At 34.4% G+C, this 14,397-nt stretch carries 14 protein-coding genes; 6 read left to right on the top strand and 8 right to left on the bottom strand.

Annotation, left to right across the window (positions count from 1 at the left end; genetic code table 11):
* Nucleotide 1: 1 nt before the first annotated feature.
* The 5 genes from AP058_RS09305 to AP058_RS09285 form a co-directional block, all read right to left on the bottom strand.
* Nucleotides 2-1,009 (bottom strand): bifunctional oligoribonuclease/PAP phosphatase NrnA, encoded by a 1,008-nt coding sequence (locus AP058_RS09305; protein ID WP_066309663.1) that lies wholly within the window; start codon nt 1,007-1,009, stop codon nt 2-4.
* A gap of 67 nt (nt 1,010-1,076) precedes the next feature.
* Complete coding sequence (locus AP058_RS09300; RefSeq protein ID WP_066311082.1) at nt 1,077-2,333, bottom strand: voltage-gated chloride channel family protein; 1,257 nt, start codon at nt 2,331-2,333, stop codon at nt 1,077-1,079.
* Nucleotides 2,334-2,527: 194 nt separating this feature from the next.
* On the bottom strand, nt 2,528-2,911 hold the full coding sequence (locus tag AP058_RS09295) for a RidA family protein (RefSeq protein WP_066309660.1): 384 nt from the start codon (nt 2,909-2,911) through the stop codon (nt 2,528-2,530).
* A 393-nt stretch (nt 2,912-3,304) separates the two neighbouring features.
* Nucleotides 3,305-3,607, bottom strand: a complete 303-nt coding sequence (locus AP058_RS09290; protein WP_066309658.1) for a chaperone modulator CbpM — start codon at nt 3,605-3,607, stop codon at nt 3,305-3,307.
* Entirely contained in the window at nt 3,600-4,502 is a 903-nt protein-coding gene (locus tag AP058_RS09285) for a DnaJ C-terminal domain-containing protein (protein ID WP_066309656.1), read from the bottom strand. Before AP058_RS09285 ends, AP058_RS09290 begins: the two co-directional genes overlap by 8 nt.
* 324 nt (nt 4,503-4,826) lie before the next feature.
* On the opposite strand from AP058_RS09285, the gene pyrR reads away from it, so the two are divergent.
* The 6 genes from pyrR (at nt 4,827) to AP058_RS09255 (ending at nt 9,102) form a co-directional block, all read left to right on the top strand.
* Nucleotides 4,827-5,366: a bifunctional pyr operon transcriptional regulator/uracil phosphoribosyltransferase PyrR gene (gene pyrR, locus AP058_RS09280; protein WP_066309654.1), complete on the top strand. Its 540-nt coding sequence runs from the start codon at nt 4,827-4,829 to the stop codon at nt 5,364-5,366.
* 50 nt (nt 5,367-5,416) lie between these two features.
* Nucleotides 5,417-6,343 carry an aspartate carbamoyltransferase catalytic subunit gene (locus tag AP058_RS09275; protein ID WP_066309652.1) on the top strand — a complete coding sequence of 309 codons (927 nt, stop codon included), beginning with the start codon at nt 5,417-5,419 and terminating at the stop codon, nt 6,341-6,343.
* A 71-nt stretch (nt 6,344-6,414) separates the two neighbouring features.
* Nucleotides 6,415-6,747, top strand: a complete 333-nt coding sequence (locus tag AP058_RS09270) for a ribonuclease Z (protein WP_066309646.1) — start codon at nt 6,415-6,417, stop codon at nt 6,745-6,747.
* An 82-nt stretch (nt 6,748-6,829) separates the two neighbouring features.
* Nucleotides 6,830-7,762: a ribonuclease Z gene (locus AP058_RS09265; protein ID WP_066309644.1), complete on the top strand. Its 933-nt coding sequence runs from the start codon at nt 6,830-6,832 to the stop codon at nt 7,760-7,762.
* Nucleotides 7,759-8,406, top strand: coding sequence for a pyridoxamine 5'-phosphate oxidase (pdxH, locus tag AP058_RS09260; protein ID WP_066309642.1), 648 nt, complete (start codon nt 7,759-7,761; stop codon nt 8,404-8,406). The genes AP058_RS09265 and pdxH overlap by 4 nt, the downstream gene beginning before the upstream one ends.
* Nucleotides 8,407-8,580: 174 nt before the next feature.
* Complete coding sequence (locus AP058_RS09255; protein WP_066309640.1) at nt 8,581-9,102, top strand: CAP domain-containing protein; 522 nt, start codon at nt 8,581-8,583, stop codon at nt 9,100-9,102.
* A 165-nt stretch (nt 9,103-9,267) separates the two neighbouring features.
* On the opposite strand, the gene AP058_RS09250 is transcribed toward AP058_RS09255, so the two are convergent.
* The 3 genes from AP058_RS09250 to AP058_RS09240 all read right to left on the bottom strand — a co-directional run.
* Nucleotides 9,268-11,205, bottom strand: a complete 1,938-nt coding sequence (locus tag AP058_RS09250) for an OmpA family protein (RefSeq protein ID WP_066309635.1) — start codon at nt 11,203-11,205, stop codon at nt 9,268-9,270.
* Between the two features lie 10 nt (nt 11,206-11,215).
* Nucleotides 11,216-12,127, bottom strand: coding sequence for a type IX secretion system membrane protein PorP/SprF (locus AP058_RS09245; RefSeq protein WP_066309632.1), 912 nt, complete (start codon nt 12,125-12,127; stop codon nt 11,216-11,218).
* 145 nt (nt 12,128-12,272) lie between these two features.
* A partial coding sequence (locus AP058_RS09240; protein ID WP_066309629.1) for a gliding motility-associated C-terminal domain-containing protein occupies nt 12,273-14,397 on the bottom strand: 2,125 nt, incomplete at its 5' end.

Genomic DNA, 14,397 nt, shown 5'->3' with positions numbered 1-14,397 from the left:
GTTATTGGATGTTAAGATTTGTAAGTAAACCTTCAAATTTTGTTATTGTTTCACTCATGCTTAAATCTGATTTTCCACCAGCCGCATTGCTATGGCCTCCGCCGCCAAAATGAGTTCTAGAAAATTCATTCACGTCAAAGCCACCTTGAGATCTAAATGAAATTTTGATTATTTTTTCTTCTTTATTTTCGATGAAAATCGCTGTAAAAACAATCCCTTTCATACTCAATCCGTAATTAACAATTCCTTCCGTATCCCCTTTGATATAATCAAAAGCATCTAATTCTTCTTGTGTTAAAGTAGTGAAAGACGCTTTGTATTCTTGAAAAACTTTCATATTCTGCAGCGCTCTTCCCAACAATTGCAAACGACTGAATGAACTATTCTCAAAAAGTAAAACTGGGATTTGCGTATTTTCAACTCCTAAATCAATTAATTCTGCAATAATTCTGTGCGTATTCCCCGTGGTGCCAGGAAAACGGAACGAACCCGAATCAGTTAAAATTCCCGTATAAATACAAGTAGCTATGGTTTTATCAATAGCGTGTTTTCTATCTAAAAAGGAAATGAAATTATAAATCATTTCGCAAGTGGAGCCAAACGAAGTGTCAGAATAGGTAAAAGCAGCATAATCGTCCGGTTTTTGATGGTGATCGATCATGATAAATGGCGCTTTTAATTTTGCCAAAGTATGTTCCATTTCCCCTGTGCGATGCAATGCATTAAAATCTAAAGTAAAAATTACCTCGGCCTCTTCTAGGATTTTAGCGCAATTTAATTTGTCTTTTTCAAAAACTTTAACTGTTTCTGAACCAGGTAACCAAGCTAAAAAATCAGGAAATTCATTGGGAGCAATCACCGTTGGTTGATGATCGTATTTTAGTAAAAAATGATATAACGCTAGCGTAGAGCCCATAGCGTCTCCATCAGGTCCGCGATGAGGAATAATGGCAATTTTTTTGGGTGTAGCTAACAACTCTTGTATGGCTTGGATATCTTCTGTTTTCATGTGTGCGAATTTACATTTTTTTAATGTAAACTTGAAAACATTTACCAGATTAACATCCTTTTAAGTATCACAGGTTTTTAAGGTCGCGTCTGCGCAATTTTTGGTAGAAATGATATTTTGGTCCTTTAACGATTTGCGATTTATAAATTCCGATAGAACCCGAAGCAAAGTACGCAATTACACAGGCTACGGCGACAAAAAGTCCGCATTCTAAACCAAACAATTCCATTCCCATAACGGTGCAAGCGATAGGGGTGTGAGTCGCTCCAGAAAATACTGCGACAAATCCCATGGCGGCCAAAAGTGCCATTGGCAATGGTACTACCAACGATAAGGCACTACCCAAAGTTGCACCTACAAAAAACAGTGGGGTTACTTCGCCTCCTTTAAATCCAGCACCTAAAGTGAAACTGGTAAACAAAATTTTAAGTAAAAAATCATACCATTCGCTTGTAATTGAAAAGGAATCTACAATGGCAGGAACACCTAAGCCTTCGAACTTTAAAAAGTTGAAATTTAAAAATACAACTGCTAAAATAGCGCCGCCAACAAAAGGACGTAGCGGCGGATAGGGAATTATTTTGCTAAAAAGTCCGCTCCAAAAGTGCGTTCCTCTCGAAAATAGTAAGGCTGCTATTCCAAATAAAATACTGACTCCAACGGTGTAACCTAAGTTGGTTATCGTCATTGCAGGCACAAACGGAATGCTATAATGTGTATGTGCAACTTGCCAAATTTCGACCGTAAAATAAGAAACATAAGCCACAATAAATGAAAGCGGAATGGCTTTGTAGTTAATTCTACTAAAAAAAACGACTTCGATAGCAAAAATAGCGCCCGTAAGTGGAGTGCCAAAAACCGAAGCAAAACCCGAGCTAATTCCTAATATCAATAATGTTTTTCGATCGTTATCGGTGAGTTTAAAAATCGATTTAAATTGGTCTGCAATCGCTCCACCCATTTGCACTGCGGTACCTTCTCGTCCAGCAGAACCTCCAAATAAATGGGTAATTATTGTGCCAAAAAGTACGAGGGGCGCCATTTTAAACGGAATGACTTTTTTGGGTTCGTGGTATTCTTCTAATAATAAATTATTGCCTTTTACGACATCATTTCCCCAATAATAATAGCTTAAACCTACTAAGAAACCGCCAATTGGCAACAGCCAAATAAGCCAATGACTATCTAATCGTAAATCGGTTGCCCATTGCAAAGCAACGAGAAAAAATGCTGAGGCTGTTCCTGATAAAAACCCGATTAAGAGGCAGATTAAGAGCCATTTTAAGGCCAAAGGAATAAGAGTATTGCGTTTTTTAGTGTGGATCAAAATTAGTCGATGTTTTGTAGATCGCAAAAATAATTAAATCAAACCGTTTAAACTTGCTATTTCTGTTTTTTTACCACAAATCTGTAGGAATTGAAAACTTAAAAAGTCAACCCTTTATAATGTAAGATCAGATTTAACCGAATGGTGATTTGTTGTAACGAACTTTTTTCGATTTTAAATGCACAGTTTTTCTATTGTAGTACAGCAGTAAATTCGATTTCTACCAAATAGTCAGGTGAGACCAATTGATTAATTCCGTAAAAACCTGTTGTGGGTTTGATATCCTTAAAAAAAGAAGCGTGCGCTCTGGCTACGTCTTCAAAAGTATCGACATTGGTGGTGAAAATTCGGGTGCGAATGACATCTTTCATTCCTACGTTTAAATCTTCAAGTACTTTTTCAACTCGTTCTAGTATGTTGATGGTTTGAGCAAAAGCATCGTCTGCTTTTACTTTGTCGCCATCAACTATAGCAACAGTTCCAGAAACTTCGATAATATTACCAATGCGCACGGCACGACAATATCCCATTTTGTCTTCCCAAGGAGAACCTGTTAAGATGTTTTCTCTTTTCATTTTTTGTGGTTAAATTTTGAATGTCTTTTGAACAGAAATTGTTTTATACTAATGTCATTTAATAGATTGCAATTTAAGAAAAAACAAGAAAGAAGATTAAGTTTAAAATTGCTGAAAATCGGAAATTTTGTTATTATTTTTCAATACTATAGCTAAAATAAAATCTTTTTTTGTCACTCTGATTTATAAGATCGGGATTATCTTTTTTCTTTTTAATGTGTATAATTTGCATGAGATGGCTGTAAAATTTTCAGGGTATGATTTAAAAATTTAATTAGACATTATTTGAAATTTTTTGTCACAGATTAGTGGCATCAGGGTCATTTTTTATGTGTGCAAGTCAGTATAATATCTGTTTACTTTTTCTTCATGAAATTTGTAAAGAAATATAAATTAAAATTTTTCCCTTTCGTACAATCTTAATTTATTTTGGCTCGAAGTTAAATTTTGCTGCAAGTTTTCAATTTTTTCTAGCAAATTGGTAATTACATCAATTCCTTCTAGGTTTACTTTTAAATCATAATGCAAACGGATCATTTTTTCTACGGTAGGAAGTTGCTCGTGGTGTAGAAACTCCTCATTTTCTTCTATCACAACGTCAATTAATCCATAATTTTTAAGGTCAGTAATAAAGGTATATTCTATTTCATGTACAACACAAAATTGTCTAATTAGTATTAAGTTAGCATTACTCATTGTTTCTTAATTTAGATAGTTCTTCAACTAATTTTTTCTCTTGTTCGCTTAAGTTTGTTGGCAATTTTACATTATAAGTGATGTATAAATCGCCAAAATGATTGTCTTTTTTATAAATCGGGAAGCCTTTGCCTTTTAGTTTTACTTTCGTTCCATTTTGAGTGCTTTCGGCCACTTTCACTTTTACTTTCCCATCAAATGTGGGCACAAAAAAATCGCCACCTAATAAAGCGGTATATAAATCTAGGTCTACAGTAGCATACAAATTGGAACCTTCTCGTTGAAAATCACCTTCATTTGGAATAATAAAAGTAATAAACAAATCGCCATTAGGACCTCCATTTGATCCAGTGCCACCGTGATTTGGAATCTTGATTACTTGACCGTTTTCTACACCAGCCGGAATAGTAATGCGAATATTTTTACCGTTTACGGTCAAACTTTGCTTATGGGTGTTGTAAGCTGATTTTAAATCTAAATTTAATTCGGCATTAAAATCTTGTCCTCTGTATTTAGATTGTCTTCCGCCTCCCGTTCCGCCGTACATCGAACTAAAGAAATCTGAAAAATCTCCTTCAGAAAAATCCGAATAGGCCTGTGATTGTGAACCTTGTGGTCTGCGCGAACTTTGCTGATTCGGGTTATAACCTGCCTTTTCATATTCATCTGCATGCTGCCAATCTTTTCCGTATTTATCGTATTTTTTTCTGTTCTCGACATGGCTAAGTACTTCATTTGCCTCGTTTATTTCCTGAAATTTATGTTGCGCTTCCTTGTCGTTCGGATTTACATCGGGGTGAAATTTTCGCGCCAATTTGCGGTATGCTTTTTTAATTTCGGCTTCTGTTGCCGATTTGGTAATGCCTAAAGTGGCATAATAATCTATAACTGCCATATGTTTTTATTTAATTTTTTTAGATCTGCTATTCTCAAAGTTAGTGATAAAAGTTTAGTAATGGTTTTGTTTTGAATGATTTAAAACAGGTGTTTGTCACATTTAATTTATCGATTGCGTTGACTAATGAGTAGTTTTTGACATCTATTTGTTTGTGTTTTTATCTTATTACTTATGAATTAAAGTAATCAACTGGATCAGAATTTAATTCTATTTCTGGCTGATCTGTCCAGTACTAAAACAATATTTATTTTATTGAAATATATTTAATACCGTTGTGCTTCTGATTTTGTATATTTGTCCGTCCAAATATTTCACTTAACTATGAGTCAAAAAGTATTACTTAATGCTAAAGAAGTTACTATCATACTGCATCGTTTGGCTTGTCAGTTGATAGAAAAACACCTTGATTTCTCTGATACTGTTTTAGTAGGTATTCAGCCCAGAGGCGTTTTTTTAGCAGAACGCTTGAAACAAATTTTAGAAGAAGAATATAGAACACCCGAAATTACTTTAGGATATTTAGACATTACTTTCTTTAGAGATGATTTCAGGAGAACCGAAAAACCTCTTGAAGCCAATAAAACCAAGCTTAATTTTATAGTCGAAAACAAGAAAGTTATTTTTATTGATGACGTCTTGTACACGGGTCGAAGTATTCGTTCGGCATTAACGGCTATTCAATCGTTTGGACGACCTGCAGAAATAGAATTATTAGTGTTAATTGACCGTCGTTTTAGTCGAAATTTACCCATTCAGCCCGATTATCGAGGCAGGCAAGTAGATGCTATTAATGATGAAAAAGTTAAAGTGAGTTGGAAAGAAAATGAGGGTGAAGATGCTGTTTATTTAGTAACGAATTAATTCGGAAACCATTTTACATTTAAACTTTAAAAAATAATAACCGTATAAAAATGAAAGAATTAAGCGTAAATCATTTGTTAGGAATTAAGTACATCAATGAGAATGATATTAACCTAATTTTTGAAACTGCCGATCATTTTAAAGAAGTCATTAATAGGCCAATTAAAAAAGTTCCTTCATTACGAGATATTACCATTGCCAATATTTTCTTTGAAAACAGTACCAGAACTAAACTTTCTTTTGAGCTGGCTCAAAAAAGACTTTCTGCCGATGTAATTAGTTTTTCTGCCGCACAATCTTCGGTAAAAAAAGGAGAAACACTTATTGACACGGTAAACAACATATTGTCTATGAAAGTAGATATGGTTGTCATGCGACATTCTAATCCTGGTGCCGCTTATTTTTTATCCAAAAACGTAAAAGCAAGTATAGTAAATGCAGGCGATGGTGCACACGAACATCCCACACAGGCATTATTGGACAGTTACTCTATTAGAGAAAAACTAGGCGATGTAGCGGGTAAGAAAGTAGTAATCGTGGGCGATGTTTTGCACTCGCGAGTAGCTTTATCTAATATTTATGCATTGCAAATGCAAGGAGCCGAAGTAAAAGTTTGCGGACCCAAAACTTTGATCCCTAAATACATTGAATCTTTGGGAGTTACTGTTGAATCCAATTTAAGAAAAGCTTTAGAATGGTGTGATGTTGCCAATATGCTTCGCGTACAAAACGAGCGCATGGACGTAAACTTTTTTCCATCAACTCGCGAATACTCACAACAATATGGTGTTGATTTGCAATTGCTGAATTCTTTAAATAAAGAAATTGTAATTATGCACCCTGGACCAATTAATCGTGGGGTAGAAATTACTTCAGAAGTGGCCGATTCGAGTCACTCAGTAATTTTAAACCAAGTCGAAAATGGAGTGGCTATCCGTATGGCTGTTATCTATCTTTTGGCTTCAAAAATTCAATAGTTTTAAAAATAGTAACTACCTTAGCTTATTGAATCTAATTTGTTTGTATAATCTGTAAAATAAGCACAAAAATGAAAGTTGATCAAAAAGGACATACCGTTTCGATTAAAAATACTGAAGGCGACTTTACAGCATTTGTAATGAAAATTACCCACCAGTATAAAACTTTTGAGAACAGTAATATTATTATTGATTTACTGCGTTGTTCAGACATTAGCATCAAAGATATCACTCAATTCAAGCCTCTTTCTAAGATACATAAAAAATCAAAAAAATCATTTGTTATTGCAGTTGATGATATTGATTTTAATGAAGTTCCAAGTAAATTAACCGTCGTTCCTTCTTTATTAGAAGCGCACGATATAATTGAAATGGAAGAAATTGAGCGTGATTTAGGTTTTTAAATTGGATTAACTGTTTATTCGTGGAATCGTTTACTTGTTATTCTCGGATAACATAACCCCGTAACGATAAAATAAACGAAAATTGAAACTTACTATATTAGGCTGTTACGCCGCAACTCCACGTACATTCACCAATCCTACCGCACAAGTTTTAGAGATTAAAAACAAACTCTTTTTAATTGATTGTGGCGAAGGAACTCAGGTACAATTGCGCAAAAATAAAATTAAGTTTTCTAAAATCAATCGCATTTTCATTTCGCATTTGCATGGCGATCATTTTTTTGGACTAATTGGTTTAATTTCTACTTTTTCTTTGCTAGGTAGAACAACCAATTTGCATATTTACGGTCCAAAAGGAATCAAAGAAATTATATTATTGCAATTAAAGCTTTCTAATTCTTGGCCAAACTACGAGTTGTCTTTTACCGAATTAGCAAGTAAAGAAAGTGAAATTATTTTTGAAGATGACAAAGTAATTGTGCGCACTATTCCGCTTAAGCATAGGGTGTACACCAACGGATTTTTATTTCAGGAAAAACAAAACGATAGAAAATTGAATGTTGCTGCAGTTGAAAATTATAAAATTGATACCTGTTATTTTCTTAAAATAAAAAAGGGAGGAAGCGTGACCTTAGAAAACGGAACAGTAATCGCAAATGAAGAATTGTCTTTTGACGGACCAGCTCCTCAGAGCTATGCTTTTTGCTCCGACACCGCTTATTTTGAAGCTATTATTCCGATTATTGCAAACGCTACTGTGCTATATCACGAAACAACATTTTTACAAAGTGAAGCAGAATTAGCCAAAAAAACACTGCATTCTACTGCAAAAGAAGCGGCAACAATAGCCTTAAAAGCAAATGTAAAACAATTAATTTTAGGACATTATTCCACTCGCTATGAGCGGATTTCCTTATTTAAAGAAGAAGCGCAAACTATTTTTGAAAATGTAAAATTAGGAGATGACGGCGCTTCTTTTGAATTTGATTCTTTAATTTTAAAAAACAACCAATGAGCGATTTAAGCAATTATAGAAAATCATACGAGAAAAGTGAATTATTAGAAACGACAATTCCAGAAGATCCAATTAATCTTTTTAACAAATGGTTTCACGAGGTAGAAGAATTGGGTGACGGCCGTGATGAGGTAAATGCAATGTCGGTTGCGACTATTGGTTTAGATGGTTTTCCGAAAACGAGAGTAGTTCTGCTCAAAAAATTTAATGAAGAAGGCTTTATTTTTTATACTAATTATAATTCCGAAAAAGGAAAAGCAATTTTAAACAATCCAAATGTTTGCTTGTCTTTTTTTTGGCAAGGAATGGAGCGACAAGTAATTATAAAAGGTAAAGCACAAAAAGTAGCCAGCAACATCTCTGACAACTATTTTGACAGTAGACCAGACGGCAGTAAGCTTGGCGCAATAGTGTCTGATCAAAGTCAGGTTATTCCGTCTCGTGTCTTTTTAGAGCAAAATTTAAAGCAATTAGAAACACAATATAAAGGCAAAGAAATTAATCGTCCTGAACATTGGGGAGGCTTTCTAGTAGTCCCTGTTTCTGTTGAATTTTGGCAAGGAAGAGCAAATCGTCTTCACGATCGCATTAGATATCAGTTGCAAGACAACTATTTATGGAAAATTGATAGGTTAGCTCCATAGCTCTTGTCTAGTTTTGTAAGTTAAATTTTATTTAATTACGAAATCGATGTAGTTCATCGGTTTTTTTTGGTGTTTAAACGATAACTGTGTTAAGTTTATCACAACGAAAAAATGTAATATTAAATAATAAAAAGAGTTTGCCCCACAATCTACTTTAATTTAAACTACAAGATTATGAAACCTACATCAAAATTACTAGCGGTTTTTTTCTTAGCATGCACGTTCGTTTCTTGTTCTGGCGAATCTTTCGAATCAGATTTGTTAGACGGTAAATCTTCTACAGCTAAAAATAGTAACTGGACCGATACTGCTTATGACTACAGTAGTGCTGAATCAGCAACACTTCAATTAGTGAACGACTATCGAGTGAGCGTTGGGCTATCGGAATTGCAAAAAGCGAATTATATTTCTACAGTTTCTCAAAAGCACAATGCGTATATGATTATTCAGCAACATATTAGTCACGATGATTTTGTGTCAAGATCAAATGATATAATAAAAAAATTGGGAGCGATAAAAGTAGGAGAGAATTTAGCTTACAATTATAAGACTCCCGAAGCAGCTTTAAAAGCATGGTTAAATAGTCCCGATCATAAAATAAACGTTGAAGGTGATTACACTCATTTCGGAATTTCAATTACCGTGGATAGTGAAACCGGTAAAACCTACTATACAAACATTTTTGCAAAAATATAATTTCTTTCGAGTATTGACTACAAAGAAAAAAGAGCCCTTTTAATTATTTTCGTTTTATTTATTTAAGACATATTGTCTTTTAGCCGCTAATAAATTAGCGGCTTTTTTTGGTAAAAAAAAAGCCTTTTCGGGAAGAAAAGACTTTTTTAAGGAAATATGGTTTGGTTAAAGAGTGGTTATTATAAATTCACTTCGTCTGTTCATCTGATGTTCTGCTTCTGAACATTTTACCTCATCAGCGCACTGATTTACTAATTCGCTTTCGCCGTACCCTTTTCCGGTTAAACGGGCTTGATCAATGCCATTTTTTATCAACCACTGAATGGTCGATTTAGCTCTTTTGTCAGAAAGTTTCATGTTGTATGCTGCGGTTGCGCGACTGTCAGTATGCGAGCGAACGTCTAATTTCATATTGGGATTCTCTCTCAATACGTCTACTATTTTTTCTAAATCTAACGCTGCTTCTGGTCGAATATTCGATTGGTCTAAGTCAAAGTATATCATTTTAATTCCGAAACATTTTCCTAAATCATCTCCTACGGCTACTTTGCATTTTGCTGATTCCAAAGCGATTGGTAGATTTGTTTTTCCGCTTAATGAGCCAATGCTAATCATCACTTCCTTAGTGCTGTAGTTCTCTTTTTCGGCTCTAACAAGATACTCTTTTCCGCAGTCTACGTTGAGGGTGTAATTTCCCGTCGGATCTGAAAATGTAGAATGTATTAATTGTGCTTGATTATCATAAAGAGAAACTTTAGTATTTGGTAAAATTTCTTCAGTTATTATATCGGTTACTAAACCAAATAATTCTTGAGTGCAGGATAGTTTTTTATTTTCAAGAAATTGATAAATATCGTCATTTCCTTCTCCACCTTTTTTATTGGCACTGTAAAAACCTTTCCTTGATTTGGTATCAATAATGTATGCAAAGTCATCGTTAGGCGAATTAATGTCAGCACCAATATTTTGAACATTTTTAGCGTTTCCTTCTTTATCAATTGCTGCAACAAATACATCCAAACCACCTAAACCGGGATGTCCGTCAGAGGCAAAGTAGAGCTCGTTTTCGCTGCTTATGAACGGAAACGTTTCTTTTCCTTCGGTATTTATTTCTTTTCCTAAGTTTTCAGGTTGGCCAAAAGATCCGTTATAATTAACTTTTACTTTATATAAATCTGATTGCCCCATACCGCCAGGCATATCAGAAGCAAAGTATAATATTTGCTCGTCTACACTTAAGGTGGGATGAGCGGTGCTGTAATTATCACTGTTGAAAGGTAATTCTGCAACATCAGTCCATTTCCCATCTTTCATGGTTGCTTTGTAAATTTTCACTAGCGTAGTCTTATTGGCATCTTTTCCTTTTTTTCCATTTATATAATTATTTCTAGTAAAATAAACCGTTGATCCATCTTTAGTATAGGTTGGACTCGCTTCGTGAAATTTGCTATTGACTGTTTTGTCAAATTTTCTAACATTGGATGGATTGAAATCTTGATCTAGATCGGCAACATACAAATTTGTAAAATATTCGCCTGTCCATTTGTGTTTACGTTGCATAAAACTACCCGTATCTCTAGCAGAGGCAAACACAATTTTATCTAAATAAAATGCAGTACCATAATCAGAGTACGAACTATTAATATCGCTGTTAGCAATCGTATAGCGACCAGAGTTGGCCTTAATTTCACTTAAGTAATCACGATCTTCAGTAAAAAGTTTGGCTCGAGAATCATTATTGGATCTTTTACTAAAGCTTTCTAGAATTTGGTTGGCTTTTTCTATTTCTCCAATTGATTTTAAAGATTGCGCATAACGGTAATAATATTCAGCTTCTACCTCTTTTGTCATTGCAAATAATTCACCGTACCACTTGGCAGATTGCTCTAAATCGGAATTGAAATAATAGGCATTACCTAATTTCTTAAACATTTCTTCCGATTTGTAGCCTTTATTTGCAACACGTTCATACGTTTTTATTGCATCTACGTAGGCATAATTGTCGTATTGCTTATCTGCAGCTGCAATTTTATTTTGTTGCGAATAACAGTTAAATGAAAAAACAGGTATTATTATTAGGCAAAGGAGTATATAATTTTTCATAGGATTTTTTTTAGAAGAAACGTGGAGTAGTCATTTTATTATTGTTTTTGAAGAGTTCAAAACGCAAAAATATTTCGTGAGAGCCCGAATTATAGCGGTCTAAGTTAGTTGTTTCCTGATCATAACCGTAGCCTAAATAAAAACCTTTACTCACTTGAAAACCTACCATCGCACTTACAGCTGCACTCCATCGGTAGGCTACTCCAACCACAAACTTTTCATTAAACATAAAATTTCCTGAAATGTCCGCTTGCAAAGGAGCGCCTTCGACTAGTTTAGTTAAAACAGCTGGCTTAAATTTGATGTCTCTGCTTAAGTCAAAAACGTAACCAGCGATCATGTAGTAATTTATTTTTTCTTTATAAATTGCGATTTCATTATCATTATATTGATTGGTTTCTATAAACTTTGGAACAGATAATCCTAAGTAAAACTTATCAGAATGCCAGTAAATACCCGCTCCAATATTGGGTGTAAAATCAGTATCAAAGTTTTGAAATTGCGGATCATTCGCGTCCGTAGGATTTAACTTGTTGACATCTAAATTAAAAATAGTTGCGGTAGCCTTAATACCAAATGATAATTTAAATGTTTCAGAAGTATTTATTGTATACGATAAATCGGCAGAAATGTCGTTGTTATTGGTGGGTCCAATTTTGTCATTTATAACTGAAACTCCTAAACCTACTCGACTACCATTTATGGGTGTATGCACAGAGAATGCGCTTGTTTTTGGAGCACCGTCTAAACCTACCCATTGCGCACGGTACAAACCAAAAACACTTAAGGCGCCGCGTGAGCCAGCATAAGCAGGATTTATAGTAATTGTGTTGTACATATATTGGGTGAATTGAGCATCTTGCTGAGCAAAACTGACAATAGCTGTACACATCAAAACGAAAGTAAATAATTTTGTTTTCATAGCAGATATTTATGGTGAGGTGATTATATGAGTTGAATAGCCAAACATTTGATATTGAATTACAATTAAATTTGAATTCTTATTTTTAATGGTATTGCATTAGTTGTAAAAGCAAGAAAGGGAGTTCAGGAACTCCCTGTTTTTCTTATTTAGAGAGATATAGATAGCCGTCTTTTCTATTGCTTATTGTCGTACCACTTCCATCAACAGAGGTGAAGTTTAAAATGTAGAAATAAGTTCCGGTTGGTAACCCATCACCCTTTTTAATAGTAGTTCTGCCTCTAGATGTTCCATCAAAGTAATTGCTACTATTGCTGTAATTTTTAGTTTCGAAAACTAATACTCCCCAACGATTGTAGATCTCAACATTATTTTCTGCATAACAATTTGTTTCGTCGATATTGTCGATTGCAAAATAGTCGTTTGTACCATCTCCGTTAGGAGAAAATGCATTGTGCACCAATACAGTTCCGCAAGGCAAAACTTTGCAATCATCATTAATCTGTATGCTTATTAAAAAAATTTTAATTCCTGTTTCTTCAATAATTTTATATTCAAAAACGTACGTACGAATTTCTAATTCAAATGCGGATAATAGAGAGCCATTTAATGCATTTGATTGATCTGTATCAGTCCACGTTCCATTAGTAGAAGTTCCTGAAGGCAATAAATTTGACAAATCTGTAACTGAGGTGTCTGCATTACAAGCGTCGCCTGTGATATTTAGCACCTCATTTTGTATCACTTTTATAGTGACTTTTGCCGTGTCGCAATTGGTAGAATTTAGAATTTCACAGATTTGGTACGTTAAAGTGTAAGTTCCTGCAGGAGTTCCTTGTTTTACATCAACAGAACCATCCGGATTCAAGGATAACATTCCAGTCGCATCAGCAGTAACTAAATTTAAAGTCACATTTTGCAGGATAACTGGAATTTGGTTTAAACGATCATTTGTCAAAACATTCAAGACATTTTTAATTCCACTAGTTGCATCAACTGAATCTTTTGAATCATCAACAGCGTCAATAATCATTTTACTTTGGTTGACCGTAACGGTATCACTTCCATTTATTAGGGTATTACTTGGACTAAGACCTTCAGCAGTAGCGATATTTGTCACCGACTTATTAATTAAGTCTTGTTGTGTGACAGTATAACTTTGACTGTATTCTTTAGATTTTTGACCTGGTTGTAATTCTTCGATAGTCACATCAAGACCTGTTAGTGGATCTTGAACACGTATTTGATGAAGAGTTACATTTCCAGTATTTTCGACAACAATCGTGTAAAGAAGTATATCACCAATTTTACTGAAGCTAGTAGTCAAAGTATTTTTTATAACTTTTAAACTCGGATTTTGGTTTAAGTCAGTAGTCGTACAATCAGCACACTCATTAGAAAGAGGACAAGTTGTACAAGGGGTCGGATCTGTAGAAGTAGCCGTAATTAAATTTCCTTTCGGATCATAGCTCTTTACCGTTGCAAGGTTGTAAACAATTCCAGCATCAATGTCTTTTTGTGTAATGATGTGCGAAGCAGTGAATGTTGTGCTGTTTGTTTCGCCAGCAGCAAGCTTATCAATCGCTTTATTAGAAACAATAGCATTGTCATCAATAATTGTAAGGTTTATAAGAGTTACATTTCCTGTGTTTTTTACTACGAAAGTATAGGCCACTACATCACCAATATTTGTGATTCCGTCATTGTTTGAATCAATATAAGTACCTTCTTTAGTAATGCTAATTCCAGATTCAGTAATAGTATAATTGTAATTTACAGTACAACCTTTCGAGTCTTTTATTGCTACACTGTAATCTCCTTTATATAAGTTCGAAATATCTTTAGTAGTCTCATTATTGGACCATAAATACGTGTATATACCGTCATTTCCGCCAGAAACAGTTAAATTTATAGCTCCTTTCGAACATCCTATACAATTGATATTGTTGGTGATGACAGCAGTTGCACTTAATGAAGTAGTTGGTTGACTAATAGTAACGATGAATGGCTCGGATGAGCAGCCATTAGCACTAGTGGCAGTAACGGTGTAGGTCCCTGCTGATAATTCTGTTAAGTCTTCAGAAGTGGAATAGGCAATATTATTTTTTGTCCATGCGTAAGAATTAGCGCCTGAGTTTTCTGAAGATGTAATAGTTATTGCACCATTGTTTCCATCTAAACAATAAATGTCCACTTTAGATGAAAGAGAGATGATAGGAACTGCATTATCAAGAGTGGTAGTTGCACAAGTAGTGGCTGTACAACCGTTA

The organism is Flavobacterium sp. TAB 87, from assembly GCF_001529295.1.
GTDB lineage: Bacteria > Bacteroidota > Bacteroidia > Flavobacteriales > Flavobacteriaceae > Flavobacterium.
Note: the sequence above shows the minus strand (reverse complement) of the source record. Positions and strands in the feature narration are given on the sequence as shown.

Bases quoted from the DNA above. Each gene is read 5' to 3' on its own strand.
- AP058_RS09305 (WP_066309663.1), bottom strand. From the start codon at position 1,009: ATGAAAACAGAAGATATCCAAGCCATACAAGAGTTGTTAGCTACACCC.
- AP058_RS09295 (WP_066309660.1), bottom strand. From the start codon at position 2,911: ATGAAAAGAGAAAACATCTTAACAGGTTCTCCTTGGGAAGACAAAATG.
- AP058_RS09290 (WP_066309658.1), bottom strand. From the start codon at position 3,607: ATGAGTAATGCTAACTTAATACTAATTAGACAATTTTGTGTTGTACAT.
- AP058_RS09285 (WP_066309656.1), bottom strand. From the start codon at position 4,502: ATGGCAGTTATAGATTATTATGCCACTTTAGGCATTACCAAATCGGCA.
- pyrR (WP_066309654.1), top strand. From the start codon at position 4,827: ATGAGTCAAAAAGTATTACTTAATGCTAAAGAAGTTACTATCATACTG.
- AP058_RS09275 (WP_066309652.1), top strand. From the start codon at position 5,417: ATGAAAGAATTAAGCGTAAATCATTTGTTAGGAATTAAGTACATCAAT.
- AP058_RS09270 (WP_066309646.1), top strand. From the start codon at position 6,415: ATGAAAGTTGATCAAAAAGGACATACCGTTTCGATTAAAAATACTGAA.
- pdxH (WP_066309642.1), top strand. From the start codon at position 7,759: ATGAGCGATTTAAGCAATTATAGAAAATCATACGAGAAAAGTGAATTA.
- AP058_RS09255 (WP_066309640.1), top strand. From the start codon at position 8,581: ATGAAACCTACATCAAAATTACTAGCGGTTTTTTTCTTAGCATGCACG.
- AP058_RS09250 (WP_066309635.1), bottom strand. From the start codon at position 11,205: ATGAAAAATTATATACTCCTTTGCCTAATAATAATACCTGTTTTTTCA.
- AP058_RS09245 (WP_066309632.1), bottom strand. From the start codon at position 12,127: ATGAAAACAAAATTATTTACTTTCGTTTTGATGTGTACAGCTATTGTC.